This window comes from Microcella putealis (genome assembly GCF_004216575.1).
GTDB lineage: Bacteria > Actinomycetota > Actinomycetes > Actinomycetales > Microbacteriaceae > Microcella > Microcella putealis.
The window spans coordinates 23,003-48,786 of sequence record NZ_SGWW01000006.1 but is presented as its reverse complement, the minus strand read 5'-3'; the positions used below and the strand labels follow the sequence as shown (position 1 = coordinate 48,786).

Here is a 25,784-nt window from a genome sequence, read left to right as displayed (position 1 = left end):
TGTCCGCACTTGAGGGGACGAAATGGGGGGCAAAAATGTCTTGACCAGGGCTCACGCTGTCGTAGACTGAGACCCGTCAGCAGCAAACTGACTTAGCGGCGCGAATGATTCCCCCCAATCTCGTGTCGCTGTGGCGGCGCCCTATCCCCCCCAACGTGGGCGCCGCCCCTGATGTACAGCAACGGCTCCTCCACACGGAGGGGCCGTTGTTGCTTTCCGGGGCGCCGTCGGCGAGGGGCGGATGCGCGCGGTCGGCTCGCCGACACTCGTCGCGTGACCGCTCTTCCCGCTTCGCCGTCGCCGGGGCCCGCGTCGAATGCGGGCCGTGTCGTCCCGTTTGTGCCCGGGTACGCCGGCGACACAGCGGGTCTGAGCCGACGGCGGCGTGAGCTCAACGCCGCCCTGGTCGACGCCCTTGGGCCCCTGGCGCCCCTCGCTGTCGACGCCCGGGTGACCGACATCTTTGTTACCGCCGATGGTCGGGTGCACGTCGACCGCGGCCACGGCGCGGTCACCATCGAGCGGCTGCGGTTCGAGCCCGAGGCGGCGCAGGATCTCGTCGTGCACCTCATCGCTCTCGGGGGTCGGCACATCGACGAAGCGTCGCCCTGCTGCGACGTGCGACTCGGCGACGGGCTGCGCGCACACGGCGTCCTCCCGCCGATCAGTGCGGGCGGCGCGCTGCTGTCGCTGCGCCTTCCGCGCCCCGACATCGGCGCTCTCGATGACCTGGCGCTGCCCGACGACGCGGTGGCGGCACTGCGGCGAGCACTCGCGGCCCGTCAGACGATGCTCATCACAGGCGCGACGGGCAGCGGCAAGACGACCCTGCTCTCGGCCTGGCTGTCGGCCGCCGACCCGGGCGACCGCATCGTCGTACTGGAAGACGTCGCCGAGGCGCGCATCCACCATCCGCACGTCGTCGCGCTGGAGGCGCGCCAGCCGAACCTCGAGGGAGCGGGCGGCGTTGACCTTGCCCGCCTCGTGCGCGAGGCGCTGCGCATGCGCCCCGATCGGCTTGTCGTGGGCGAGTGCCGTGGCGCCGAAGTGCGCGAATTCTTGGCGGCGCTCAATACCGGCCACCGCGGGGGAGCAGGCACCCTGCACGCCAACGGGCTCGCCGACGTGGCGGCCCGGCTCGAAGCGGTCGGCATGCTTGCGGGCCTCGCGCCGACGGCGCTCGCCCGCCAGGCCGTCAGCGGTATCGATCTCATCGCGCACCTCGACCGCACCCCCGACGGCGCGAGGCGGGTCTCGTTTGGGCGTGTCGAGGTGGATGCGCGTGATCGGCTCCGCGCGCATCCGCTTCTCCCCGACGAGGTCGCCGCCCCGTGATGCGTCGAACGGCAGAGCCCGCGGTCGACGACGACGAGCTGCCCCGCACGGTGCACCGCCTGGCGGTGTTGCTCGGCGCGGGTCTCACCCCCGGCTCAGCGTGGCGGCACGCCGCGGAGGCAGCGCCCGCCGGATCGCACGTTCGGGCGACGGCCGCGCATCCGGCCGTCGTCTACGACGTGCCCGCCGCGATGGCGTCCGTCACCGAGCCGAGCACCGCGTGGCGCGCGCTCACATGCGCGTGGCGCGTCGCGTCGATCGTGGGGGCGCCGCTGTCGGGGGTGTTGCGCTCGTTTGCCGACGCGCTACGTGATCGGCGTGCGGCGCAGCGCGAGATCGCCGTGGCTCTGGCGGCGCCCCGGGCGACGGCGCGGCTGGTTCTGTGGCTTCCGGCGGCGGGCATCGTGCTCGCGCTGATCATCGGTGTCGACGTGGTGGCAACCGTGGTGAACCCGATCGGGCTCGTGAGCCTGGGGGCGGGGCTCGCGCTCATCGTCGCGGGGCGCCGGTGGACGGGGCGTCTGCTGGCCGAGGCTGCGCCGCCGCCGCCGACCGCCGGTCTCGGCCACGAACTGCTCGCCGTCGCCGCGGCGGGAGCTCGGCCGCCCGAGGCCGCTCTCGCGCTCGTGATCGCCGAGCTCGAGACTGCCGATTGCGCGCCCAGTGAGGCCGAGCGGGCTGAACTCGCCGGGCTCGTTCAGCTCTCGCGTCGGGCCGGCGCGCCGCTGGGCGACCTGGCGAGGGCCGAGGCGCTCGAGGCCCGGGTGGCGGCCCGCGATGCTGCGCGGCGAACCGCCGAGCGGCTGAGCGTGCGTCTGATGCTGCCGCTCGGAGTGTGCATCCTGCCGGCCTTCCTGCTCATCGGCGTCGTGCCGATTCTGCTCGGCATCATCTCCTCCACACTCGCCGGCTGAGCGAGCGACGGCCCGGATACTCGGGGCCCGTGACGGCGGTGTGGCCCTGCCGCCGACACTGAACCCGTTCGTGCCACCCATCGCGAAGAACCGGAGTCACCATGTCGACCCTCACCCGCCCCCGCACCCTCGCCGCCCGCCTGCGCGCCCGGCGCCTCGCCCCGCTCGCCGACGACCGCGGAGCAGCCACCGCCGAGTACGCCATCGCCACGATGGCAGCCGTCGCGTTTGCGGGCCTGCTGGTCGTCATCATGCAGAGCGACGAGGTGCGCACGATTCTCACCGACATGGTGCGCAACGCCCTCACCTTCGCCGGGTGAGCAGGGTTGACGCTGGCCGCCGCCGCGGCGACCTGGGCGCGGTGAGTGCCGAGCTGGTCGCGGCGGTTCCGGCGGTTCTCGTGCTGCTCGCGCTGTGCCTCGGCGGCCTCACGGCTGCCACGGCTCAGGCGCGAGCGCACGAGGCCGCGACCGTTGCCGCTCGCCTGCTCGCGCGCGGGGCGCCCGACGCCGATGCCCGACACCACGTCAGCCGCGCGCTCGCAGGGGCACACCTCGATGTGGGGCACGACGGCGGCCTGCTGTGCGCAACCGTCACCCACACGCACCGGGTGGTCGGCGTGGCTCTGCCGGTGAGTGCGCGCTCGTGCGCGCTCGACGCTGGCTGGTGAGGGGCGTGCGCGGCACGGGTCGAGGCGACCGCGGCGCCGCAACGCCCCTCGCCGTGGGGCTCATCGCGACCCTGGTGATCTTGGCAACCCTGCTGCTCGGCATCGGTGCGGCGCTTGCCGACGCGAGCCGGCTCGGGCACACCGCCGACAGCGCCGCCCTCGCCGCTGCCGACACCCTGCTGGGGTGGCACGCCGGTGAGCCATGTGCCGTCGCCGAGCGGCTGGCCGAGCGCCACGACGCCCGCGTGGTGGGGTGCACCGTCGACGAGCTGAGCGTCGTCGTGACGGTGACCCGCAGCATCCTGGCGTTGCCCGTCGAGAGGTCAGCGCGGGCCGGTGCGCCCGACCTTCGGTGAGAGGCTCCCGGGAGCACCTGTGTATGGTGACCGTGACCGGGGCGAATCGTCACCGGTCGAGCGACCCGCTTCCGCCACCTCGCTCGCGGCCCACCCCGGCTGCCCGCCGAAGCGTCGGTCGAACCGCACCATCCGCGTATATAAGGAGCACCGTGCCCGGTACGAAAAAGCTCGTGATCGTTGAGTCGCCTGCCAAGGCGAAGACGATTGGGCGATACCTCGGCGACGACTACGAGGTGCAGGCCTCGGTCGGGCACGTGCGCGACCTGATGGAGCCGAAGAACCTGCCGGCCGAGCTGAAGAAGGGCCCGCTCGGCAAATTCGCCATCGACGTCGACAATGACTTCGAGCCGCACTACGTCGTCTCTGACAACAAGAAGCGCACCGTCGCCGACCTCAAGAAGGCCCTCAAGGGCGCCGACGAACTCTGGCTCGCCACCGATGAAGACCGCGAGGGTGAAGCCATCGCCTGGCACCTGCTTGAGGTGCTGAAGCCGAAGGTTCCGGTCAAGCGCATGGTGTTCCACGAGATCACCAAAGAGGCGATCCAGAAGGCCGTCGACGCGACCCGTGACCTCGACACCGCGCTCGTTGACGCGCAAGAAACGCGGCGCATCCTCGACCGCCTGTACGGCTACGAAGTCAGCCCTGTGCTGTGGCGTCGTATCGGCCCGGGACTCAGCGCCGGCCGCGTGCAGTCGGCGGCGACCCGCCTCATCGTCGACCGCGAGCGCGAGCGCATGGCATTTGTCGCGGCCAGCTACTGGGACCTCGACACCACGCTCACGCCCTCGGGCGAGACGACCCCGTTCACGGCGCGGCTGTCGCGCCTCGGCGGCAAGAAGGTCGCCACCGGTCGCGACTTCAACGACCGCGGCGAGCTCACCGCGAAAGACGCGGTGGCGCTCGACGAGACCACCGTGACGCACCTCGCCGAGGCGCTGCGCGCATCCGACATTGGGCTCACGGTCACGAGCGTCGAATCGAAGCCGTACACGCGCCGACCGGCGGCGCCCTTCACGACCTCGACGCTGCAGCAGGAGGCCGGCCGCAAGCTGCGCTTCACCGCCCGGCAGACGATGTCGATCGCCCAGTCGCTGTACGAAAACGGGTACATCACCTACATGCGCACCGACTCGGTGACGCTGTCGCAGCAGGCCGTTGACGCTGCCCGCACGCAGGCGAGCTCGCTGTACGGCGCCGACTCGATTCCCGCAACGCCGCGCGTGTACAGCGGCAAGAGCAAGAACGCGCAAGAGGCGCACGAGGCGGTGCGCCCCGCCGGCGACACCTTCCGCACACCCAGCGAGCTTGAGGGCACGCTGCGCGGCAACGACTGGAAGCTCTACGACCTCATCTGGAAGCGCACCGTCGCCAGCCAGATGGCGGATGCCCGTGGCCAGACCGCGTCGATCGCGATGGCTACCAGCCCGCTCGCCGGTTCGGACGCGCGCGTCGCGGGGCAGGTTGCCGAATTCGCGGCCAGCGGCACCGTCATTACCTTCCGCGGCTTCCTCGCGGCCTACGAAGAGGGTCGCGACGAAGAGCGCAACGCCGATCCGAGCGAGGCGAAAGAGGCGACGCTGCCGCCGCTGACCGAGGGGCAGGCGCTCGCCGTCGTCGAGACCGAGCCGAAGGGCCACGAGACGAGCCCGCCCCCGCGCTACACCGAGGCGAGCCTGGTCAAGGCGCTCGAAGAACGCGGCATCGGCCGCCCCTCGACGTACGCCTCGATCATCTCGGTGATCATCGATCGCGGCTACGTCGTGCCGCGCGGCTCGTCACTCGTGCCCGGCTGGATCGCGTTCAGCGTCGTCAAGCTGCTCGAACAGCACTTTGGCGACCTCGTCGAATACGACTTCACCGCTGAGATGGAGGCCGACCTTGACCGCATCGCCCGCGGCGAGGCCGACCGCACCGACTGGCTGAAGGCGTTTTACTTCGGTGACGACCGCCAGCCGGGTCTGCGCCCCATCGTCGACAACATCGGCGAGATCGACGCCCGCGCCATCAACTCGATGCCCATCACCGACGCGATCACGCTGCGCGTCGGCAAGTATGGCCCCTTCCTCGAGGTCGACGAGGGTGGCGAAGCGCCGCGCCGGGTCAACCTCCCGCAGGACATGGCTCCCGACGAGCTGACGCCGGCCCGCGCTCAAGAGCTGATCGACGCCCCCGTCATCGGCGACCGCGAGCTCGGCCTGCACCCGGTGACCGGCAAGATGGTCGTCGCCAAGGACGGCCGTTTCGGGCCGTACGTGACCGAGGTCGACCCCGCTCCCGAGCCCCAGGTCGACCCCGCAACGGGTGAGGTCGTCGAGGCGCCGGCGCCCGCGAAGGCGCCCGCCCGCGGCAAGAAAGCCGCTGCCGAGAAGCCGCGCACGGCATCCTTGTTTAAAGACATGTCGCCCGAGACGGTTGACCTCGAGACGGCGATTCGCCTGCTCGACCTGCCGCGCACGGTCGGCGACGACCCCGAAAGCGGCGAGCCGATCACGGCGCAGAACGGGCGCTACGGCCCGTACCTCAAGAAGGGCACCGACACGCGCTCGCTCGACAGCGAGGCGCAGATCTTCGACATCGACCTCGCCGGTGCGCTCGAGAAGTTTGCGCAGCCGAAGTACGGCGCACGCAAGGCGTCGAGCGCGCTGAAAGAGTTCGACGCCGACCCGGTCAGCGGCAAGCCGATCAAGCTGAAAGACGGCCGCTTCGGGCCGTACGTCACCGACGGTGAGACGAACGCGACGGTGCCCCGCGGGGAAGACCCGATGGAGGTCGACTTCGAGCGGGCCGTTCAGCTGATCGCCGACAAGCGCGCCAAGGGGCCGGCCAAGAAGCCTGCCGCACGCAAGCCCGCCGCGAAGAAGACGACAACGGCGAAGAAGCCCGCCGCCAAGAAGGCGACGACCGCGAAGAAGCCGGCAGCGAAGAAGCCAGCCACGAAGTCGGCAAGCACGCGCGCGACCGCCGCGAAGAAGACCCCGCCGGCCGCCGAATGACCGAGCGCGGCCTCTTCATCACGTTCGAAGGCGGCGACGGTTCGGGCAAAACCACCCAGTCGGCACAGCTGACCGAGTGGTTGACCGGCCGCGGGCGCACGATTGTGCACGCCCGCGAGCCCGGGGGCACCGAGCTCGGCGTCGAGGTGCGCGAGATCGTCATGCACCGGCGGGGCTACGTCGCGCCGCGCGCCGAGGCGCTGCTCTACGCCGCCGACCGCGCGCACAACATCGCCACCGTCGTGCGCCCCGCGCTCGAACGCGGTGACGTCGTGATTCAAGACCGCTACCTCGATTCGTCGGTCGCCTACCAGGGTGCCGGCCGCGTGCTGTCGACTACCGAGGTGCGCGAGCTGTCGCTGTGGGCCACCGAGCGGCTGCTGCCCGACCTCACGGTGCTGCTCGATCTTGACCCTGCCGTCGGCCGCGAACGCCTCGACGCCAGCCGCACCCGTTACGACCGGCTGGAGGCCGAAGAACTCGACTTCCACACCCGTGTGCGAGACGCGTACCTGGCGCTGGCGGCGGCCGAACCCAAACGCTTCCTGGTGCTCGACGCGAGCCGACCCGTCGACGAGCTGCAGCAGAGCATCCGCGACCGCGTGTCGGAGCTGCTCAGTTAGGGTGACCGCATGACCGCCTGGGACGAGCTCACCGGCCAGGATGACGCCATCGCGCTCCTGCGCGACGCGGCCCGCGAGGGCTCTGAGGCGATGACGCACTCGTGGCTCATCACCGGCCCGCCCGGCTCGGGCCGCTCGAATCTCGCCTACGCGTTCGCGGCAGAGCTGCTCGGCGGCGCCGACGACGCGCGCACGGCCGCCCAGGTCGCCGCGCGCAGCCACCCCGACCTCGCCGTGCTCGCCACCGACCGCGTGATCATCTCGATCGATGAGGTGCGTCACCTCGTCTCACAGAGCCAGTTCTCACCGTCCGTCGCGGCATACCGCGTGATCGTGATCGAAGACGCCGACCGCATGACCGAGCGCACCTCGAACGTGCTGCTGAAGGCGCTCGAAGAGCCGCCCCCGCGCACCGTCTGGATTCTGTGCGCCCCGAACGCGGCCGACCTGATCCCGACGATCCGCTCGCGGGTGCGTACCGTGCGCCTGCGGGTGCCGACCGTCGCCGACGTTGCCGCCCTCCTCGAACGACGCGACGGCGTGCCGACGCCCCTCGCCGAGCGGGCGGCTCGCGAGGCGCAAAGCCACATCGGCATGGCTCACCGCCTCGCCACCGATCAGGATGCTCGCGAGCGTCGCGCGCGCAGCCTCGAGATCGCGCTCGCGGTCGGCTCGGTCTCCCAGGCCGTGCTCGCCGCCGAACGACTCGTCGCGCTCGCGACCGACGATGCGAAGGCGCTGACGATCGAGCGCGACCAGCTCGAACGCGAGGCGGCCCTGCGCTCGCTCGGCATCGAACCCGGCGGCACCGTGCCGCCGGCGTTGCGGGCTCAGATCAAGGCGCTCGAAGAAGACCAGAAGCGGCGCGCAACGCGCTCCGTCCGTGACGGAATCGACCGCGTGCTCGTCGACCTCACCTCTCTATATCGCGACGTGCTGACGCTGCAGCTAGGCGCGGGGGTTGAGCTCGTCAACGAGGCGATCAGGGAGCGCCTCGAGCAGACGGCGCGAGCATCCCGGCCCGAACAGATGCTCGCCGCTCTTGACGCGGTCGCCACGGCCCGCCGCCGGATCGAGGGAAACATGCCGCCGGCGATGGCGCTCGAGGCGATGCTCATCACGGCAAGCGGCAGGGTGCCGGCGTTAGGCTCGCCCGCGTGATTCGCCGTCGCCGCCACCGCCTGCTCGCGCTTCCTGCCACTGCCCTCGCCGCGGTGCTGCTGTTGGGGGCCTGCACCCCGGGTGGCATCGCCGAGCTTTTCGGGCAGGGTGAACAGTCGACCCCGACGGGCGAGCAGGTCGACGAGGCTCTCGCCCCGTACTACGAGCAGCGCGTCAGCTGGACCGACTGCGGGGGCGGCGCCCAGTGCGCCACCGCGCTCGCGCCCCTCGACTGGGATGCGCCGGGCGAGGGCGACGACGTCGAACTGGCGCTGGTGCGCTACTCGGCCACCGGCGACCGCATCGGCTCGCTGTTCGTGAACCCGGGTGGGCCGGGTGCGAGCGGTTTTGACTTCATTCGCGACAGCGTCGACTTTGCAGTCGGGCCCGCCCTGCGCGAGGCGTACGACGTCGTCGGCTGGGATCCGCGCGGGGTCGGCCGGTCGAGCGCGGTGACCTGTTACGAAGACGCCGCCGACATGGACGCCTTCCTGTTCGGGGTGCCCGAGAACGAGGTCGGCACTGCCGGCTGGATCGCCGAAGTGACGGCCGCCGCCGAAGAGTTCTCCGCGGCCTGCGCCGAGAACACCGGTGAGCTGCTCGCCCACGTCGACACCGACTCGACCGTGCGCGATCTCGACCTGTTGCGCGCGGTGCTCGGTGACGAGCAGCTGCACTACCTCGGGTACTCCTACGGCACCGAGATTGGTGCCCGCTACGCCGACGCCTTCCCCGAGCGGGTTGGCCGTCTCGTGCTCGACGGCGCAACCGACCCGTCGCTCGGCGTGCTCGATGTTGTGATCGCCCAGCAGGCCGGCTTTGAGCAGGCCCTGCGTTCGTACCTCGCCGCGTGCCCGGCGCTCGGCGAGTGCCCGTTCCCCGCCGACGTCGACGAGGCGGCTGGCCTCGTGCGTCAGCTCGTTGACCGGCTCGACGAGTCGCCGCTGCCCGCCGCCGACGGGCGGCTGTTCGATGGCGCCGTGCTCTCGACGGCGATTGCGACCGCGCTGTACGACGAAGAGTCGTGGAGCTTCCTCTCGCAGATGTTTGCCGAGCTGCGCGCGGGCGACCCCACGACCGGCTACTTCCTCGCCGACTTCTACTACGGCCGCGAGAACGGCGAGTACCTCGACAACTCGTTCGAGGCGTTCGTCGCGATCAACTGCCTCGACTACCCCGTCGAGACGGACCCCGCCGTGCTCGCCGCCCACAACGAGCGCCTGCTTGAGGTCGCGCCGACCACCGCGACGCCGTCGCCGGTCGGCGACGTGCTCTGCCAGAACTGGCCCCACCAGTTCGAGGGCGCGCTGGGGCCCGTGTCGGGCGAGGGCGCGGCGCCGATTCTGGTCGTCGGCACGACGGGCGACCCGGCAACGCCCTACGAGTGGGCGATCGAGCTCGCCGAGCAGCTCGAGAGCGGGGTGCTCGTGACCTACAACGGTGAAGGGCACATCGCGTACGACGAGGGTGACCCGTGCGTGAGCGATGCGGTCGAGAGCTACCTGCTGACGGGCGAAGTTCCGGCGACCGACCCGCAGTGCAACGCGTAGCGCACCCCGGCGCCGCAGCAGCGGTCGCCGCGTCGTCAGCGCCGCGCGGTTTGGGTTAGACTTCTGCACCGTGCCGGGCTTGCCCGACGCACGCCGCCTTAGCTCAGTCGGCAGAGCGATTCACTCGTAATGAATAGGTCGTGGGTTCGATTCCCACAGGCGGCCCCACTTCTTCTGTTCGCGCATGATCAGCCATCGAGAGGATGCGCATGGTCACCTCGTCGAGCGACGCTACGCGGGCCGTGCGCCGCGTCGTGCTCACGGTTGCCGCGCTGAACGCCGCCTATTTCGTCGTTGAATTGGTCGTGGCGCTGGCGATCAGCTCGGTGTCTCTGCTCGCTGACTCTGTTGACTTCTTCGAGGATGCGGCGATCAACCTGCTCATCGCAGTGGCGCTCGGCTGGTCGCTGCTTGCCCGGGCACGCCTCGGCCGACTGCTCGCCATCGTCATCGTCGTGCCGTCAGTCGTGGCCCTCGTGCAGGCCGTCACGAAAGCGCTAGAGCCCGAAGCGCCCGCCGCCCTGCCGCTCATCATCGCGGCCTCGGGTGGTGCGCTCGTCAACGTGCTCTGCGCCGTTCTGTTGGCCCGGCACCGCAGGGTCGGCGGTTCCCTGGTCAGCGCCGCCTGGCTCGTGGCCCGCAACGATGTGGTGATCAACGTGGCGATTGTCGCGATGGGCCTGATCACCCTGCTGGTGGTCAGCGGCTGGCCCGACCTCATCTTGGGCGTGCTGATTCTCGCGCTGAACGCGTCGGCCGCCGCACACATTTGGCGTGCCGCCCACGACGAAACGCTGGCGGCGCGCGCCAGCCGAGCCGCGCATCCGGCGCCGGAGAACCGCTCGTGACGGCGCATGCCGGTCGCGGCCGCACCCTCGTCGCGGTGGCGGCGACGGTCGCGGCGGGTGTCGGGGTGGCGACTCAGTCGCGCATCAACGGCGAGCTGGGTCAGCGCTTCGACGACGGCTTCACGGCCGCGCTCGTGTCGTTCTCGTCGGGCTGGGTCGTGCTGCTGCTCATCGTGCTCGGCACGGCCCGCGGGCGCGCGGCCGTCGCACGCATTCCCGCGGCCATGCGCGCGGGCGAGTTGCCGTGGTGGATGCTGCTCGGCGGCGCCGGGGGAGCCTTCTTCGTGCTGTCGCAGGGCCTCGTCGCCGGCATTCTTGGCGTCGCCGTCTTCACGGTCGCGATCGTCTCGGGCCAGACCCTGATGGGCATGGTGGCGGATGCGCGGGGTTTCGCGGGCGCGCGGCGGACGCCCCCGACGCCCGCGCGGCTGGCCGGAGCGGCCATGACGGTCGTCGCGGTCGGCGTCGCGGTTGTCGGAGACGGTGCCGCGAGCATCCCGTGGCTGGCCCTCGTACTGCCGCTGTTGGCGGGGCTCGGCATCGGCATTCAGCAGGCGATGAACGGCCGCGTGCGCCAGGTGAGCGGCTCGCCGCTCGCCGCGACCCTCGTCAACTTCACGGTGGGCACGGCCGGGCTCGTCGTGGTAACCGCCGTGCACCTCGCCGTGAGCGGTCTGCCCGCCGCGCCGCCGAGCGAGCTGTACCTCTACGCGGGCGGCATCGTCGGCGTCGTGTTCATCGCGGTGCAGGCGGCGACCGTCGGCCGCATCGGCGTGCTGCTGCTGGGCATGTGCCTCGTGCTCGGGCAGCTGCTCGGAGCGGTCGTCTTCGATTCGGTCGCCACCCTCGGCCCGGCGCTCGCGCCGCAGACCGTCGCCGCCGTTGTGCTCACCGCACTCGGCATTGTCGTGGCCTCGTCCGGCGGCTGGCGGCGAGGGCATTCTCAGCGGGAAACAGGTCCCCGCGGCCCAGCCGAGCCCGACACGCCCGCCGATCAGAAGTAGGCCGAGCGCACCTCGGGCGCCCCGCGCCCGATGAGCGGAAGGGCGCGAGACACCGTGCGGTCGATGCGTTCGATCAGTTCGGGCGCGCTCACCTGGTAGTCGGTGAAGTCACGATCAGCGGCGTAGATGCCGTGCGGCAACGTCAGTGATTGGAAGAAGCTGAACAGTGGCCGCAACTGGTGGTCGATCATGAGTCCGTGCCGGTCGCTGCCTCCGGTCGCGGCCAGCAGTACGGGGGTGCCGGCCAGCGCGTGTTGATCGACGAAGTCGAACACGTGCTTGAACAGCCCCGTGTACGACGCGCGATACACGGGGCTGGCGACGACCAGCAGCTCGGCGGTTTCGATGCGCGTCAGGGCTTCGTCGGCAGCGTCGGACACCCTGTCTCGACTGCGCGCGGCGGCGAGCGCGGGCCCAACCGTGTCGACTTCGATGACGTGCGTCGTGGCAGGGGTGCGCTCGGCAATGGCGTCGACGATGCGGTGGACGAGCGCGGTCGTGCGCGAGGGCGCATGCGTCGAACCCGAGACACCGACAACGGCGAGGGGCTCGCTGCGGTCGGGCACGGATGTCGGGGCGGTGCTGGTGGCGGCAGTCATGCCCGGCACGGTAGGCGCGCGATGGGAACCTCTTCAAGGATGCGCGTCACGCGCCGTCGCGGAAGGTCACGCGGCGTCGCCCGACGTCGCAGAACGACACCCGCGGTCACGAAACGACATGAGGGATGCGCACGATGACGCCCCGACGGCACGATGACCGGCATGACGAACACGGCCTCCACCCCGGAACCCGGCAGCACCGGCGCACGTCGCCGCATTCGCTTCAACGCGTTCGACATGAACTGCGTGGCCCACCAGTCGTCGGGCCTCTGGCGTCACCCGAGCGACCAGTCGCACCGCTACACCGAGCTGTCGTACTGGACCGAGCTCGCCCAGCTTCTTGAGCGCGGCACGTTTGACGGCATCTTCATCGCCGACGTGCTCGGCACCTACGACGTGTACGGCGGCACCAACGAGGCCGCGATTCGGCACGGAGCGCAGGTGCCGGTCAACGATCCGATTCTGCTGGTGTCGGCCATGGCGGCGGTGACCGAGCATCTCGGGTTCGGGGTGACGGCCGGAACCGCGTACGAGCATCCGTACCCCTTTGCTCGGCGCATGACAACGCTCGATCACCTGACGAAGGGCCGCGTCGGCTGGAATGTCGTGACCGGCTACCTGCCGAGCGCCGCCCGCAACATGGGCCACGACGACCAGCGCGAACACGATGACCGTTACGACCATGCCGACGAGTACCTCGAGGTGCTGTACAAGCTGTGGGAGGGCTCATGGGAGGACGACGCCGTCGTGCGCGATCGCGAACGCGGCGTGTACACCGACCCCGAGAAGGTGCACGAGATCGGGCACCACGGCACGCACTTCACGGTGCCGGGCATTCACATCTCTGAGCCGAGCCCGCAGCGCACGCCCGTCATCTACCAGGCGGGGGCGAGCCCGCGCGGCGTCGCGTTCGCGGCGGGCAACGCCGAAGCCATCTTTGTCGCGGCGCCGACGAAGGAGGTTCTGCGCGGAACCGTGACGCGCATCCGGGATGCGCTGGAGGCGGCCGGTCGCGATCGCTACGCCGCGCGCATCTACACGCTGCTGACGATCATCACCGACGCGACGCCGGAGGCGGCGCAGGCGAAGTACCGCGACTACCTGTCGTACGCGAACCCCGAGGGTGCGCTCGTGTTCATGTCGGGGTGGATGGGCATCGACCTGTCGCAGTTCCCGCTCGATGAGCCGGTCGGCAATGTGCCGAGCAACGCGATTCAGTCGGTCGTGTCGAACTTCGCGGCCGCCGCCGAGCACGGCCAAGAGTTCACGGTCGGCGACATCGGCCGGCACAGCGCCATCGGCGGGCTCGGGCCGCTCATCGTGGGCTCAGGCGTCGAGATCGCCGACCAGCTCGAGCAGTGGGTCGACGAGACCGACGTCGACGGGTTCAACCTCGCCTACGCCGTCACCCCCGGCACGTTCGCCGACGTCGTCGAGCACGTCGTGCCAGTGCTGCGCGAGCGGGGACTGTACCCCGACGCGTACGACGAGGGCACCCTGCGCGAGAAGTTGCACGGCCGCGGCGACCGGCTGCCCGCCGAACACCGAGGCGCGGGCTACCGACTCGTGCCGGCCGCCCGCGCGTGAGTGACTAGGCCTGCTCGCCCTCTTCGGGCGCGAAGTTGAGGGCGAGCGAGTTCATGCAGTATCGGTCACCGGTGGGGGTGCCGAAGCCGTCGGGGAACACGTGGCCGAGGTGCGAGCCGCAGTTCGCGCAGCGCACCTCGGTGCGCACCATGCCGAGCGAGGTGTCTTCGATCAGCTCGACCGCGTCGGGGCGCACCGACTCGTAGAAGCTCGGCCAGCCGCAGCCCGAGTCGAACTTCGTGCCGGCCTGGAACAGTTCGGCGTTGCAGGCGCCGCAGGTGTACAGGCCCGATCGGCTCTCGTCGAGCAGTTCGCCTGTCCAGGCCCGCTCGGTGCCGGCCTGCCGCAGCACCTGGTAGCGCTCTTCGCCGAGTTCGGCGCGCCACTCGTCTTCGGTCTTCTCGACGGCGTACTTGCGGGTGCTCTGGTCGCTCATGGGTACCTTCCCCCTCGCGCCGTGGGGCGCCAGGTATCACCCCATTAAACTCGGGGTCGTGCCGGAACCTTCCATCGAACAGAAAACATGGAGTCATATTTCGGCCGACGAGTTCTTCGAGATCGCCTCCCTGCGCACCGAGGTCTTCTACCTCGAGCAGCAGATCGATGAGGCCGAACTCGATGAGCGCGACCGCGAGCCGACCACGCAGCACGTTTGGCTGCGCGACGATCGCGGCGTCGTCAGCTACCTGCGCGTGATCGAGGACGCGCATCCGGAGCCCTCGAACGGAGGCGCCCGCCGCCTGATCGGTCGCGTCGTCACGCGAGCGGATGCGCGTGGCCGCGGGCTCGCGCTGCGTCTCGTCGAGCACGTGATCGCCCAGTTCGGCGACGAGCCGCTCGCCCTGCACTCGCAGAGCTACATTCAGCCGCTGTACGCCCGCGCCGGCTTCGAGCCGGTGGGCGAGGAGTACATGGAGGCCGGGATTCCGCACGTCACGATGGTGCGGCGGGCCGGTCGATGAGGATGCGCGGGCGCGCGCCGGCCGCTGTCGTCGCGGCCGCGCTTGTCGCCGGGGGAGCGATGGGTAGTGCGCCCGTCGGATTGGCCGCATTGGCCGCGGCGGCCGTTGCGCCAGGCGACGCGCCAGGCGCCTGCGCGATCACCGACGCCGAGCTCGTGTGGGGCTTCAAAGAGTCGTTCCGGGCGTACATCAGCGGCTCGATCGCGAACGGCGAGTGGGAGGCGCTCGATGGCGCGCGCTACGAGACCCCCGTCTTCACCTTCGCCGGCGGCGCGGGCACGGCCGAGGAGGCGAGCGGCGAGGCCGAGATCGCGTTCGCGGGTGCGATGCGTTTCACGGGGCACGATGGCGTGCTCGACACGCTGATCGCCAACCCTCGCATCGTCGTGACGGGCCCAGGCAACGCGAGCCTCGTCGCCGATGTGACGGGCACACGCCAAGACTTCGAGGAAGTCGAGGCGTTTGACGTGCGTTTCGTCGAGCTCGATCTGGCCGCGGCCGAGGCGGCACTACGGCAGGCGGGGCAGGTGACCCTGACGGGCATCCCGGCGCAGTTGACCGAGGAGGGCGCTGACGCCTTCGGCACGTATCCCGCGGGCGAGCCGTTCGACGCCGTCGACGTGAGCTATGCGCTCGCCGACGACTGTGCCGTGGCTCCCGGCGTCGACCGAGCCGCGCTCGACCCGGCGGTCATCATCGCGCTCGCGGGCACCGGGCTGCTGGCGGTGGTCGGCGTCATCGCGGCCGTGGCCACGCGGCCGCGCCGAGGCGTCGATTCGACGCCCGCTCAGTCGGCCCCGTAGATCGCCCGAGCGAGGGCGTCGATCGCGAGCGGCGTGCGCGGCCCGAAGCTCAACACCTCGCCGTCGGCCATGTCGACAAAGCGCCGATTCTGCCCGGCCTCCGTCAGCGCGATCGCGGGCTTCTCGGCGAGCAGTCCGTCGACGCCGCCGACGCTCTCGAGCCCCGACGACATGACGAGAATCAGGTCGGGGTTCGCGGCGATCAGCGCCTCGTCGGTCATGGGGCGGAGCCCCGTCCACCCGATCTCACCGGCGACGTCGACCCCACCGAGCGCCTCAATCAGCTCGTCGGCTCCCGACTCCTCACCGAAGAGGTAGTAGACGCCGCTCGCGCCGCGCAGATACAAAAACAGGATGCGCACGCGCTCGTCGGGCGCGCTCGGCGCGATCGCGGCGACCTCGGCCACCGTGGCGGCGAGCTCGGCGTCGAGCTCGGTGGCGAGCAACTCGCCCGCCTCGGCGGCGCCGAATACGGCGGCAACGTCGCGCGCGAGCTGCGCCGGCGCATCGAGCCCCGGTTCGACGTCGACGTACACGACGGTGATTCCGGCCTCGCGAAGTTGGACGAGCACGTCGGTTGGCCCGACCGTGCCGTCCGTGATGATGAGGTCCGGGCGCAGCGCGAGGATCGCCTCGCTCGAGACGGCGTGCCCCGAGCTGGTGACGAGTGGAAGCTCGTCGGTGCCGGGGAAGGTCGTCGACACGTCGCGGCCGACGAGCCGGTCGCCGAAGCCGAGCGCCCACGTGGTCGCCGCGATCGAGCCCGCTATGTCGAGCGCGAGCACGCGGTCGGTGGCCTCGACCGTGACCTCGCGGTCGCCGTCGAGGTCGCGCGAGGTGACGGTGACCGGAAGCGTCTGCGCGGGGTCCTCCGCGACCGGGGTGATCGCCGCATCCGCGATCAGGGCGGTCGCCTCGGCGCCGTCGGTTCGCGGGTTGTCGAGCAGTGCAATCTCGGCGAGCGGCGGGCGGGGCCCGGCCACCTCAGGAGCGCCCGATGCGCCGGTGGGTGGGGCCGTGCATCCGGCCACCACGGCGACGATGCCGACGGCGGCGATCGCGGCGAGGCGCAGGCGGGCGGCGCGAAAAAGCATGGGGCTCCACGGAAGAAATAGCGGCGCGACGCAGCGCGCTGTCACGACGGTCTCAGGCTAGCCGCGCTGTCTGGCTGGCACCCGCGAGCCGCCGGGGCGGCCGCCTCAGCAGGCCTAACATGAGGGGGTGGCACAGCACCCGGATGACCCCGCGATGAGCGATCGCGTGCGCCGAGTGCTCGAGTTCGAACGCGAGTGGTGGGGCCACTCGCCGGCGAAAGAGCGCAGTATTCGCGGCGAGTTCGGCTGGAGCCCGGCCCGCTACTATCAGGTGCTGAACACCGTGGTTGACGACCCGATCGCCCTCGAGCACGACCCCGTGCTGGTGGGTCGGCTGCGCGAGGTGCGCGAGAGCCGCGCCGAGCGGCGTCGCACGCGGCGTCCGTCCGCCGCCGCCTCCTAACCCGAGAAAGCCCGCATGCCCGACTTCCCGCCCGACCGTTTCGACGAGGTGCCCGCCGTGGCCGGGCGCGTCGGAGCCCACCGAGCACCGCGCACTCGGGCGTCGGCCTGGCGGCTCGTGGGGGTGTCGGCTCTCATGAGCGGTCTGCTGGTGGTCGGCGGGCTCGTCGCGCTCGCGGTCATCGATGACCGCCTGCAACTCGACATTCCCGCGCTCACCGGCCCGCCGCCCGCCGAGCCCACCGAACCCGCTGCCCCCGACGTGCCCCCGATCACTGACCCGGCCGAGACCGCGCTGCCGGAAGGGTTCACGATCACGATCCTCGATGGCACCGCATCGGTCGGCCGTGGGCCGCAGGCGCAAGAGGCTCTGGATGCGCGCGGCTGGCCCGTCGGAACGGTCACCCAGACGGCCGAAACCGACATCGCCGAGACGGTTGTCTACTACGCGACCCCCGAGCTTGAGGGCGTCGCCCGCGGCATGGTCGAGCTGTTGGGCGGCATCGCCGACATCGAGCTGTCAGACGCCTTCCCCGGTGCGCCGATCACCATCGTGCTCGGCAGCGACTACGAGCTCGCGAACGCGTCCTGAGCACTGTTCGGTCTCGCACACAGCGCGCGTCACGGCGCCAGCGCGCGGGTGCCGAGGGTTAGGGTTCTCGCCATGCGCAGTACTCTTCGTCGACGCTCGGCGGCCCTTGCCCTGTCGGCCGTTCTGATCGCCGGTCTCGCCGCCTGCACGCCCGAGGCGGCCCCCGTCGATTCGGCATCGCCGAGCCCAACGGCAGAGCCGGATGAGCCGACGTACGAGTCGACTTATGAGGCGCCGCCCGCGACCGTCATCGCGCCGCTCACGGGTGAGGTCGTGCCGGACGGGTCACTCGATCGCCCGGTGTTGTCGGCGAAGATCGACAACGCGCCGCTCGCCCGGCCCCAGGTGGGCCTCGACCGGGCCGACATCGTGCACGTCGAGCTGGTCGAGGGTGGGTCGGTTCGCTACGCCGCGTCGTGGCACAGCGACCTGCCCGAGGAGGTGGGGCCCGTGCGCTCCGTGCGACCGATGGACCCGGACATCGTGTCGCCCTTCGGCGGCATTCTCGTGTACTCGGGCGCACAGCAGCGCTTCATCGACGCGATGCGCAACACCCCGGTGCGCAACATCATCTTCGACTACGGCGACGACGCCGACCTCGTCTACCGAGGGCTTCCCCGCCCCGCCCCGCACAACGTCATCGCGCGCGTCTCACAGCTCGTTGACCGTTATGCCGGCGACGCCGCGCCGCAGCAGCCGTATCTGTTTGCCGACCGCGTCGAGAACGCGACCGCCGTGCGCGACGGAAGCCCGGCATTCGCCCTCAATCTGCGATACGGCCAGATCGGCCAGTCGGGCTGGCAGTGGAGCGCGGCCGACAACGCGTGGTTGCGCCTGCAGGGCGGCACGCCCGACGTGGCTGCGAGCGGCGCACGTCTCAGCGCGACAAACGTGGTGGTGTTGCGCGTGCGCGTCGAAGTGATTCAGTCGATCCCGACGACGTTCCTTGCGGGAGAGTCAGGAACGGGCTTCGTCGCCTCAGGCGGGAAGACGATCCCGGTCACGTGGTCGAAGGCGGGCCAGGCCGACCCGATCCGCATCCTTGACGCTCAGGGTGTCGCCGTGCGCCTCGCCCCCGGCAACACGTGGGTCGAGCTGGTGCCGACCAGCGGCGACGCGAGCATCACCGCCGGCTGATCTTCCCTCCCTCGCTGGCTTGCACTCGCAGGTCGAGAGTGCCAAAATCAGTTAGCACTCACTCTCTGCGAGTGCCAGAGCTACCGTACGTACTGCGTCCGGGAGGGACGAAAGACACACATGGCTAAAATCATTGCTTTTGACGAAGAGGCCCGTCGCGGCCTGGAGCGCGGCCTGAACACCCTGGCTGACGCCGTGAAGGTGACGCTCGGCCCGCGTGGTCGCAACGTCGTCCTCGAGAAGAAGTGGGGCGCCCCCACGATCACCAACGACGGCGTCTCGATCGCGAAAGAGATCGAGCTCGACGAGCCCTTCGAGAAGATCGGCGCCGAGCTCGTCAAGGAGGTCGCGAAGAAGACCGACGACGTCGCCGGTGACGGCACCACGACCTCGGTCGTTCTCGCCCAGGCGCTCGTGCGCGAGGGCCTGCGCAACGTCGCCGCGGGCGCCGACCCCATCAGCCTCAAGCGCGGCATCGAGAAGGCCACCAAGGCCGTTTCGGACGAGCTGCTGAAGAGCGCCAAAGAGGTCGAGACGAAGGAAGAGATCGCCGCCACGGCGAGCATCTCGGCCGCCGACCCCGAGATCGGCGCGCTGATCGCCGAGGCCATCGACAAGGTGGGCAAGGAAGGCGTCGTCACGGTCGAGGAGTCGAACACCTTCGGCACCGAGCTCGAGCTGACCGAGGGTATGCGCTTCGACAAGGGTTACCTGTCGGCGTACTTCGTCACCGACCCCGAGCGCCAGGAAGCGGTCTTCGAAGACCCGTACATCCTCATCGTCAACGGCAAGATCTCGGCCATCAAGGACCTGCTCCCCGTGGTCGACAAGGTGATCCAGAGCGGCAAGCAGCTGCTCATCATCGCCGAAGACGTCGAGGGCGAGGCTCTCGCGACGCTCGTCGTCAACAAGATCCGCGGCATCTTCAAGTCGGTCGCCGTCAAGGCCCCCGGCTTCGGTGACCGCCGCAAGGCCATGCTGCAGGACATCGCGATCCTCACCGGTGGTCAGGTCATCAGCGAGGAGGTCGGTCTCAAGCTCGAGAACGCCACCCTCGACCTGCTCGGCCGCGCCCGCAAGGTCGTCATCACGAAGGACGAGACCACGATCGTTGAGGGTGCCGGCGACGCCGACGCCATTGCCGGTCGCGTCAAGCAGATTCGTGCCGAGATCGAGAACACCGACTCGGACTACGACCGCGAGAAGCTGCAGGAGCGCCTGGCGAAGCTCGCCGGTGGCGTTGCCGTCATCAAGGCGGGTGCCGCGACCGAGGTTGAGCTGAAGGAGCGCAAGCACCGCATCGAAGACGCCGTGCGCAACGCGAAGGCCGCCGTCGAGGAGGGCATCGTCGCCGGTGGTGGCGTCGCCCTCATCCAGGCCGGCAAGCTCGCCTTCGAGTCGGATGTTCTCAGCGGCCTCGTCGGTGACGAGGCGACCGGTGCGAACATCGTGAAGGTCGCGATCGACGCTCCGCTGAAGCAGATCGCCCTCAACGCGGGGCTCGAGCCCGGTGTGGTCGCCGACAAGGTGCGCCACCTGCCCGTTGGTCACGGCCTCAACGCCGCGACCGGCGAGTACGTCGACATGCTCGGTGCCGGCATCGCCGACCCGGTGAAGGTGACCCGCTCGGCGCTGCTCAACGCTGCGTCGATCGCCGGCCTCTTCCTCACCACGGAGGCCGTCGTCGCCGACAAGCCGGAGAAGAACCCGGCCCCGATGGGTGACCCCTCGGGCGGCATGGACTTCTAAGCACCGCACACAGCAGCACCAAACGGGGCGGTTCCCTTCGGGGAGCCGCCCCGTTTCGTTGTGCGCGGTGAATCAGCGAGCGAACATCGCCGCGGCCTGCTGCTCGATCTCGGCGTACTGACGGCCGGCCTGCCCGAGCGCGTGGTTGAGGGCGGCGAGGTTCTGCTCAAGGCGCGAGTAGGTGGCCATCCACTCGGCGACCAGGGTCTGAAAGGCGCTCGCGGCGCCGCCCTGCCAGCTGCCCTGCAGCGCGTTCAGCTGGCTCGTCAGGCCCGCACACTCAGCCTGCAGTCGGCCGATCGTCGCGGTGGTCGTCGAGGTGGCGCTGAGCAGTGCGTCGGCGTCGACCTGGTATCGGGTCATGGGGGTTCTCCTCCCGTCGGGCGCGCCCGCTGCGCGCCGCTGCGGAGGACCGTACGGCCGGGTGAATCGGCGTTCGCGCCTTAGACCTCGAAGGTGTCGTCGTCCCGACGCGCAGGCGCGGTGGGGAGGAGGGGCAGCGATACCCGGAAGGTCGCCCCGCCACCCGGAGTGTCGAGCACATCAACACGACCGCCGTGGTTCTGCACGATCGACGAGACGATGGCGAGGCCCAGCCCTGACCCTCCCGTGTCGCGGTTGCGTGACGAGTCGGCGCGGAAGAAGCGATCGAAGATCTTCTCCTTAAGCTGCGCCGGGATTCCCTCGCCGTGGTCGACCACCGCAATGGTCGCAAGCCCTGCCGCCTCATCGGCGCCGACGGCGAGTTCGATCGGGCTCCCCGCGGGGGTGAATCGCAGTGCGTTGCCGATGAGGTTCGTGACGACCTGGCGCAGCTTGTTTTCGTCGCCCTCAACCACGGCACTCACCGGGGGCAGGTCAGGCACCTCGAGTCTGCCGATAATCTCGGGCGCGTTGGCTGACGCCGCGGCGCTCCGGCGCTTCGGGCGCAGCCGCGCGAGCGCGGCACTGGCCCGGCGGCGCGTGGTCGCGGGCGAATCGGCCACGTCATCGTCGCCTGGCATCGCAAGACTGGGGGATGCGCGGCGGTCGTCGACGACGACCGTCACGTCGCGGTCGGGCGAGCCCGCCATGGCGTCGAGCGCTGCGTCGCGGGCGAGCGGTACGAGGTCAACCGGTGACTTCTCAAGCGGCCGCTGCTCGTCGAGGCGGGCGAGTTCGAGCAGGTCGGAGACGAGGGAGCTCATGCGCATCGCCTCTTTCTCGATGCGCTCCATGGCCTGCGCGACGTCTTCTTCTTTTTGGATCGCGCCCATGCGGTACAGCTCGGCATAGCCGCGAAGCGAGACGAGCGGGGTGCGCAATTCGTGACTCGCGTCGCCGACGAAGCGGCGCATCCGGGAGATGGTTTCGGCGCGGTCGGCGAACGCGCGATCGATGCGCGAAAGCATCGTGTTGAGCGAGCGGTTGAGTCGGCCCACCTCGGTGTTCGGGGTGGCGCCCGACAGGCGCTGGCTGAAGTCTCCGCCGGCGAATCGCGCGGCGGTGGCCTCGACCTCGCGCAGCGGTCGGAAGGTGGTCGTCACGAGCAGGCGCGTGATGGCGGCGGAGAGGATCACGACGACGAGACCGAAGCCGAGGAAGATCGAGGCGAACGACCCGATCACGCTGTTGGTGTTGCTGAGATCGGCGCCGATAACGAGAGTCGCTTGTGCGCGACTTCCCGGATCGCCCTCGGTGACGACGGTCAGCGGGAACGTCGTCACGCGCCATTGCGTGGTGCGGTTTTCGCTCGTCAGCGTCACGCCGCCGTCGAGGGTTGCGACATATTGAAGCGTCAGTCGCGAGACATCGGGCGCCTGTTCGCGTCCACCCGAGCCGACGTTGTCGTCAATGATCGTGCCGTCGGCGGCGACCGCGCCGAAGTAGAACGGCGACGAGAAGATCGACGGGGTCAACGTGGAGAAGTCGTCGAATTGGTCGGCAGAGAACTGGGCCCGCTCACCGTCCGGGGTCGTCAAGAGCTCAGTCACCTCGTCGGCAGCGGTCGCGATCGCGCGGTCGACCTCGTCGACGAGCGTGCGCTGCAGGGTGGTGAGGGTTCCGGTGCCGACGACGAGCAATCCGAAGGTCACGACGAGCACCGTGACTCCGGTGATCTTCGAGCGGAGGGAGATTCCCTCCCACCACTGGCTCAACTGCTCATGCATGAGGGTCGGCGCTCACTGCGGCCGCTCCCGCCACTACTTCGACGCTTTGAGCATGTACCCGAAGCCGCGCTTGGTCTGAATCAGCGGCTCGTCCGTATGCTGGTCGAGCTTGCGGCGCAGGTACGAGATGTAACTCTCGACGATGCCGGCGTCGCCGTTGAAGTCGTACTCCCACACGTGGTCGAGGATCTGTGCCTTCGACAGCACGCGGTTGGGGTTCAGCATGAGGTAGCGCAGCAGCTTGAACTCGGTGGGGCTGAGCTCGATGACGACGTCGCCGACGGTCACCTCGTGCGTGTCCTGGTCCATCGTGAGTTCGCCAGCACGGATGATCGCGTCGTCTTCTTCTTGCATCGTGCGGCGAAGAATCGCCTTGATGCGCGCGACAATTTCGTCGAGGCTGAACGGCTTGGTGACGTAGTCGTCGCCGCCGACGGTGAGACCCATGATCTTGTCATCGGTGTCGTCTTTCGCCGTCAGGAAAAGGATGGGGCTCGTGTATCCGCTCGAGCGCAGACGCTTGGTAACGCCGAAGCCGTTGATGTCGGGCAGCATCACGTCGAGGATGATGAGGTCGGGCTCTTCTTCCAGCACGGCCGAGATGGCCTGGGCGCCGTTGCTCACCGCGCGAACGGCGAAACCGGCGAACCGCAGACTCGTCGTCAGCAGGTCGCGAATGTTGGGCTCGTCGTCGACGATGAGAATTTTGGGTCCGTCAGCCATGCGGCCAGTATCTGCGCGTGCACTGAGGGTTTCCTGAACGCCGCGCCGATGGTTTCGGAACGGAGCAACTGATTCGCGGCGGAACACGCTGTGAGCGACCCGCGTGCCGATGTCGGTTCGCCCTTCTACAGTCCCGTCATGGACATCGTTCTCATTCCCGGATTCTGGCTCGACGCGGATTCGTGGAACACGGTGACGCCCCCGCTCATCGCCGCCGGCCATCGCGTGCACCCGCTCACGCTTCCCGGCAAGGAAGCCGAGCCCGCGCCGCACGCTGGCATCGGGCTGCAGGACCACATTGACGCCGTGCTGACGGTGCTCGACGGGCTCGATCGAGGCGGTGCGGCCCCGGTCGCGCTTGTGGGGCACAGTGGGGGAGTGGCGATCGCGTGGGGCGTGGCAGACGCCCGGCCCGAGCTCGTCGCCCACCTGGTGTTCGTCGACTCGTTCCCCCTGGGCAACGGCAGCGTGGTCAACGACGAGCTGCCGGTGCGCGGCGACTCGGTGCCGCTGCCGGCGTGGGAGGTCTTCGAGGAGGCCGATCTGCGCGACCTTGACGATGCGCTGCGATCACACTTTGCGCAGATCGCCGTCGCCGAACCAGCGGGAGTGGCCCGTGATCCGCTTCGACTGTCGAATGAGGCGCGGTACAGCATCCCCGCCACGATCATTGCGTGCGAGTTTCCCGCCTCGGATCTGCAGGGCGCCATCAGCGCGGGTGCAGCGTGGGCTGGCGAGCTGGCCCGTCTCGAGGCACTGCAGTTCGTCGAACTCCCGACGGGGCACTGGCCGCAACTGACGAAGCCGGGCGAACTGGCCGAGGCGATACTGCGCGCCCTCGACGGAAACGACGCGGGCTAGGGGCTCGCCTGCCTATGCCGCGTCGTCGAGGCGGTGCGCGTCGAGAATCTCGTAGCTGTAGCCCTGCTCGGCCAAGAACCGCTGCCGGTTCTGCGCGAAATCCTGGTCGACGGTGTCGCGTGCAACGAGGGTGTAGAAGCTCGCAGGGATTCCGCTCTGCTTGGGCCGCAGCAGGCGGCCGAGGCGCTGCGCCTCCTCCTGTCGCGAGCCGAATGAGCCCGACACCTGGATCGCGACCGTGGCCTCGGGCAGGTCGACCGAAAAGTTGGCGACCTTCGAGACGACGAGAACCGGGGTCGTGCCGTCGCGGAATTCCTGGAAAAGCCGTTCACGTTCATCCACCGGCGTCGCGCCGGTCAGTTGCGGCACGCCCAGCTCGTCGGCAAGCTCGTCGATCTGGTCGAGATACTGCCCAATGATCAGGATGCGCTCGTCCGCGTGCCGCTCGACGAGCCGCTTCACGACGTCGCGCTTCGCCGGGGCGGTCGCCGCGAGGCGGTAGCGCTGGTCGTCGGCGCTCGCCGCGTACTCGAGACGCTCATCCGGCGGGAGGTCGACGCGCACCTCGTAGCAGGAGGCGGGGGAGATGTAGCCCTGCTGCTCGATCTGCTTCCAGGGGGCATCAAAGCGCTTGGGGCCGATCAGGCTGAACACGTCGCCCTCGCGGCCGTCTTCGCGCACGAGCGTCGCGGTGAGGCCGAGGCGGCGCCGCGCCTGCAACTCGGCGGTGAGCTTGAACACGGGAGCGGGCAGCAGGTGTACCTCGTCGTAGACGATGAGACCCCAGTCGAGCGCGTCAAGCAGTGCCAGGTGCGCGTACTCGCCCTTCCGCTTGGCGGTGAGAATTTGGTACGTCGCGATCGTGACCGGCTTCACCTCTTTCACCTGCCCCGAGTACTCGCCAATCTCGTCGGCGGTAAGGGTGGTGCGGCGCAGCAACTCGTCGCGCCACTGTCGCGCCGAGACGGTGTTGGTTACGAGGATCAGCGTGGTCGTCGCCGCCGAGGCCATGGCGCCCGCCCCGACGAGGGTCTTGCCGGCGCCACAGGGCAACACGACGACGCCCGAACCGCCGACGAAGAACTGGTCGATCGCCTGCTGCTGGTACGGGCGCAGCCCCCACTCGGTGGTGTCGAGGTCGATGGGGTGCGGGGTGCCGGGCGTGTAACCGGCGAGGTCGTCAGCGGGCCAGCCGATCTTCACCAGCTCTTGCTTGACCTGACCGCGGGCCCACGCCTGCAGGCGGTAGGCGTGCTCGTCGAGGCGGCCCTCGAGCAGCGGCGCGATGCGCTTGTTCGACGCAATTTCGGTGAGCACGGCCCGATCGGTCGAGCGCAGAACGAGGCCCTCGTCATCGCGCTCGACGACGAGCCGGCCGTAGCGCCCGACCGTCTCGGCGATGTCGATCGACACCGACTGCGGCACCGGAAACTTGGAGTACTTCTCGAGCACGGCCAGCATCTCGTCGGCATCGTGGCCGGCGGCGCGAGCGTTCCAGAGGCCCAGCCGCGTGATCCGGTAGGTGTGCACGTGCTCGGGTGCGCGCTCAAGTTCGGCGAAGACCGACAGCGCGTGACGGGCGTCGTCGGCGTGCGGATTCGCGACCTCGAGCAGCACGGTTCGGTCGCTCTGAACGATGAGCGGGCCGTCAGGATTCATAACGGG

The 25,784-nt window shown here is 69.8% G+C and carries 26 protein-coding genes and 1 tRNA gene; 20 read left to right on the top strand and 7 right to left on the bottom strand.

Annotated features, from left to right (window positions below):
* Positions 1–273 precede the first annotated feature (273 nt).
* The 12 genes from EV141_RS12015 to EV141_RS11965 all read left to right on the top strand — a co-directional run bounded on the left by EV141_RS12015 (position 274) and on the right by EV141_RS11965 (position 11,460).
* Complete coding sequence (locus tag EV141_RS12015) at positions 274–1,335, top strand: TadA family conjugal transfer-associated ATPase (RefSeq protein ID WP_241969262.1); 1,062 nt, start codon at positions 274–276, stop codon at positions 1,333–1,335.
* Positions 1,335–2,249, top strand: coding sequence for a type II secretion system F family protein (locus EV141_RS12010; RefSeq protein WP_130486210.1), 915 nt, complete (start codon positions 1,335–1,337; stop codon positions 2,247–2,249). The genes EV141_RS12015 and EV141_RS12010 overlap by 1 nt, the downstream gene beginning before the upstream one ends.
* A gap of 101 nt (positions 2,250–2,350) precedes the next feature.
* A complete protein-coding gene (locus tag EV141_RS12005) occupies positions 2,351–2,569 on the top strand; it encodes a DUF4244 domain-containing protein (protein ID WP_130486209.1) in 219 nt (72 codons plus the stop codon).
* A complete protein-coding gene (locus tag EV141_RS12275; protein WP_157985558.1) occupies positions 2,566–2,919 on the top strand; it encodes a TadE family type IV pilus minor pilin in 354 nt (117 codons plus the stop codon). The genes EV141_RS12005 and EV141_RS12275 overlap by 4 nt, the downstream gene beginning before the upstream one ends.
* Entirely contained in the window at positions 2,916–3,275 is a 360-nt protein-coding gene (locus EV141_RS12270; protein WP_157985557.1) for an Rv3654c family TadE-like protein, read from the top strand. The genes EV141_RS12275 and EV141_RS12270 overlap by 4 nt, the downstream gene beginning before the upstream one ends.
* A 152-nt stretch (positions 3,276–3,427) precedes the next feature.
* The gene (gene topA / locus EV141_RS11995) at positions 3,428–6,274 is read left to right on the top strand and encodes a type I DNA topoisomerase (protein WP_130486207.1); all 2,847 of its coding nucleotides are present in this window, start codon (positions 3,428–3,430) and stop codon (positions 6,272–6,274) included.
* Complete coding sequence (tmk, locus tag EV141_RS11990; RefSeq protein WP_130486206.1) at positions 6,271–6,897, top strand: dTMP kinase; 627 nt, start codon at positions 6,271–6,273, stop codon at positions 6,895–6,897. The genes topA and tmk overlap by 4 nt, the downstream gene beginning before the upstream one ends.
* A 9-nt stretch (positions 6,898–6,906) precedes the next feature.
* Positions 6,907–8,058 (top strand): DNA polymerase III subunit delta', encoded by a 1,152-nt coding sequence (locus EV141_RS11985; RefSeq protein WP_130486205.1) that lies wholly within the window; start codon positions 6,907–6,909, stop codon positions 8,056–8,058.
* Positions 8,055–9,608: an alpha/beta hydrolase gene (locus tag EV141_RS11980; protein WP_130486204.1), complete on the top strand. Its 1,554-nt coding sequence runs from the start codon at positions 8,055–8,057 to the stop codon at positions 9,606–9,608. Before EV141_RS11985 ends, EV141_RS11980 begins: the two co-directional genes overlap by 4 nt.
* Before the next feature lie 92 nt (positions 9,609–9,700).
* Positions 9,701–9,776, top strand: a tRNA-Thr gene (locus tag EV141_RS11975).
* Positions 9,777–9,817: 41 nt separating this feature from the next.
* Positions 9,818–10,456: a cation diffusion facilitator family transporter gene (locus EV141_RS11970; protein ID WP_185740095.1), complete on the top strand. Its 639-nt coding sequence runs from the start codon at positions 9,818–9,820 to the stop codon at positions 10,454–10,456.
* Complete coding sequence (locus tag EV141_RS11965; RefSeq protein WP_198675549.1) at positions 10,453–11,460, top strand: DMT family transporter; 1,008 nt, start codon at positions 10,453–10,455, stop codon at positions 11,458–11,460. Before EV141_RS11970 ends, EV141_RS11965 begins: the two co-directional genes overlap by 4 nt.
* Here EV141_RS11965 and msuE read toward each other — a convergent pair.
* Positions 11,451–12,059: an FMN reductase gene (gene msuE, locus EV141_RS11960; RefSeq protein ID WP_130486202.1), complete on the bottom strand. Its 609-nt coding sequence runs from the start codon at positions 12,057–12,059 to the stop codon at positions 11,451–11,453. The genes EV141_RS11965 and msuE overlap by 10 nt on opposite strands.
* 162 nt (positions 12,060–12,221) lie before the next feature.
* Here msuE and EV141_RS11955 point away from each other — a divergent pair, with 162 nt between their 5' ends.
* Entirely contained in the window at positions 12,222–13,646 is a 1,425-nt protein-coding gene (locus EV141_RS11955) for an LLM class flavin-dependent oxidoreductase (RefSeq protein ID WP_185740094.1), read from the top strand.
* A 4-nt stretch (positions 13,647–13,650) separates the two neighbouring features.
* Here EV141_RS11955 and msrB read toward each other — a convergent pair whose 3' ends face one another.
* The gene (msrB, locus tag EV141_RS11950; RefSeq protein ID WP_130486200.1) at positions 13,651–14,082 is read right to left on the bottom strand and encodes a peptide-methionine (R)-S-oxide reductase MsrB; all 432 of its coding nucleotides are present in this window, start codon (positions 14,080–14,082) and stop codon (positions 13,651–13,653) included.
* A 58-nt stretch (positions 14,083–14,140) separates the two neighbouring features.
* On the opposite strand from msrB, the gene EV141_RS11945 reads away from it, so the two are divergent.
* Both EV141_RS11945 and EV141_RS11940 read left to right on the top strand, forming a co-directional pair.
* On the top strand, positions 14,141–14,608 hold the full coding sequence (locus EV141_RS11945) for a GNAT family N-acetyltransferase (RefSeq protein ID WP_198675548.1): 468 nt from the start codon (positions 14,141–14,143) through the stop codon (positions 14,606–14,608).
* Positions 14,609–14,610: 2 nt separating this feature from the next.
* Positions 14,611–15,411, top strand: a complete 801-nt coding sequence (locus EV141_RS11940) for an HtaA domain-containing protein (RefSeq protein ID WP_157985556.1) — start codon at positions 14,611–14,613, stop codon at positions 15,409–15,411.
* On the opposite strand, the gene EV141_RS11935 is transcribed toward EV141_RS11940, so the two are convergent.
* On the bottom strand, positions 15,396–16,550 hold the full coding sequence (locus tag EV141_RS11935; protein ID WP_241969261.1) for a heme/hemin ABC transporter substrate-binding protein: 1,155 nt from the start codon (positions 16,548–16,550) through the stop codon (positions 15,396–15,398). The two genes, EV141_RS11940 and EV141_RS11935, sit on opposite strands and share 16 nt — an antisense overlap.
* 82 nt (positions 16,551–16,632) lie before the next feature.
* Between EV141_RS11935 and EV141_RS11930 the strand changes: the two genes are divergently transcribed.
* The 4 genes from EV141_RS11930 (at position 16,633) to groL (ending at position 20,385) form a co-directional block, all read left to right on the top strand.
* A complete protein-coding gene (locus EV141_RS11930; RefSeq protein WP_241969260.1) occupies positions 16,633–16,908 on the top strand; it encodes a DUF3263 domain-containing protein in 276 nt (91 codons plus the stop codon).
* Positions 16,909–16,923: 15 nt separating this feature from the next.
* On the top strand, positions 16,924–17,499 hold the full coding sequence (locus tag EV141_RS11925; RefSeq protein WP_130486198.1) for a LytR C-terminal domain-containing protein: 576 nt from the start codon (positions 16,924–16,926) through the stop codon (positions 17,497–17,499).
* Between the two features lie 72 nt (positions 17,500–17,571).
* A complete protein-coding gene (locus EV141_RS11920; RefSeq protein WP_130486197.1) occupies positions 17,572–18,636 on the top strand; it encodes a DUF3048 domain-containing protein in 1,065 nt (354 codons plus the stop codon).
* A gap of 120 nt (positions 18,637–18,756) precedes the next feature.
* Positions 18,757–20,385: a chaperonin GroEL gene (gene groL, locus EV141_RS11915; RefSeq protein WP_130486196.1), complete on the top strand. Its 1,629-nt coding sequence runs from the start codon at positions 18,757–18,759 to the stop codon at positions 20,383–20,385.
* A gap of 72 nt (positions 20,386–20,457) precedes the next feature.
* On the opposite strand, the gene EV141_RS11910 is transcribed toward groL, so the two are convergent.
* From EV141_RS11910 to EV141_RS11900, 3 genes are all read right to left on the bottom strand, one after another.
* A complete protein-coding gene (locus tag EV141_RS11910; protein ID WP_130486195.1) occupies positions 20,458–20,748 on the bottom strand; it encodes a WXG100 family type VII secretion target in 291 nt (96 codons plus the stop codon).
* Positions 20,749–20,828: 80 nt separating this feature from the next.
* The gene (locus EV141_RS11905) at positions 20,829–22,535 is read right to left on the bottom strand and encodes a sensor histidine kinase (RefSeq protein WP_130486194.1); all 1,707 of its coding nucleotides are present in this window, start codon (positions 22,533–22,535) and stop codon (positions 20,829–20,831) included.
* Between the two features lie 33 nt (positions 22,536–22,568).
* Positions 22,569–23,258, bottom strand: coding sequence for a response regulator transcription factor (locus EV141_RS11900; protein ID WP_130486193.1), 690 nt, complete (start codon positions 23,256–23,258; stop codon positions 22,569–22,571).
* A gap of 138 nt (positions 23,259–23,396) precedes the next feature.
* On the opposite strand from EV141_RS11900, the gene EV141_RS11895 reads away from it, so the two are divergent.
* A complete protein-coding gene (locus EV141_RS11895) occupies positions 23,397–24,119 on the top strand; it encodes an alpha/beta fold hydrolase (protein ID WP_130486192.1) in 723 nt (240 codons plus the stop codon).
* A gap of 12 nt (positions 24,120–24,131) precedes the next feature.
* On the opposite strand, the gene EV141_RS11890 is transcribed toward EV141_RS11895, so the two are convergent.
* The gene (locus EV141_RS11890; protein ID WP_130486191.1) at positions 24,132–25,778 is read right to left on the bottom strand and encodes a DNA repair helicase XPB; all 1,647 of its coding nucleotides are present in this window, start codon (positions 25,776–25,778) and stop codon (positions 24,132–24,134) included.
* Positions 25,779–25,784 lie beyond the last annotated feature (6 nt).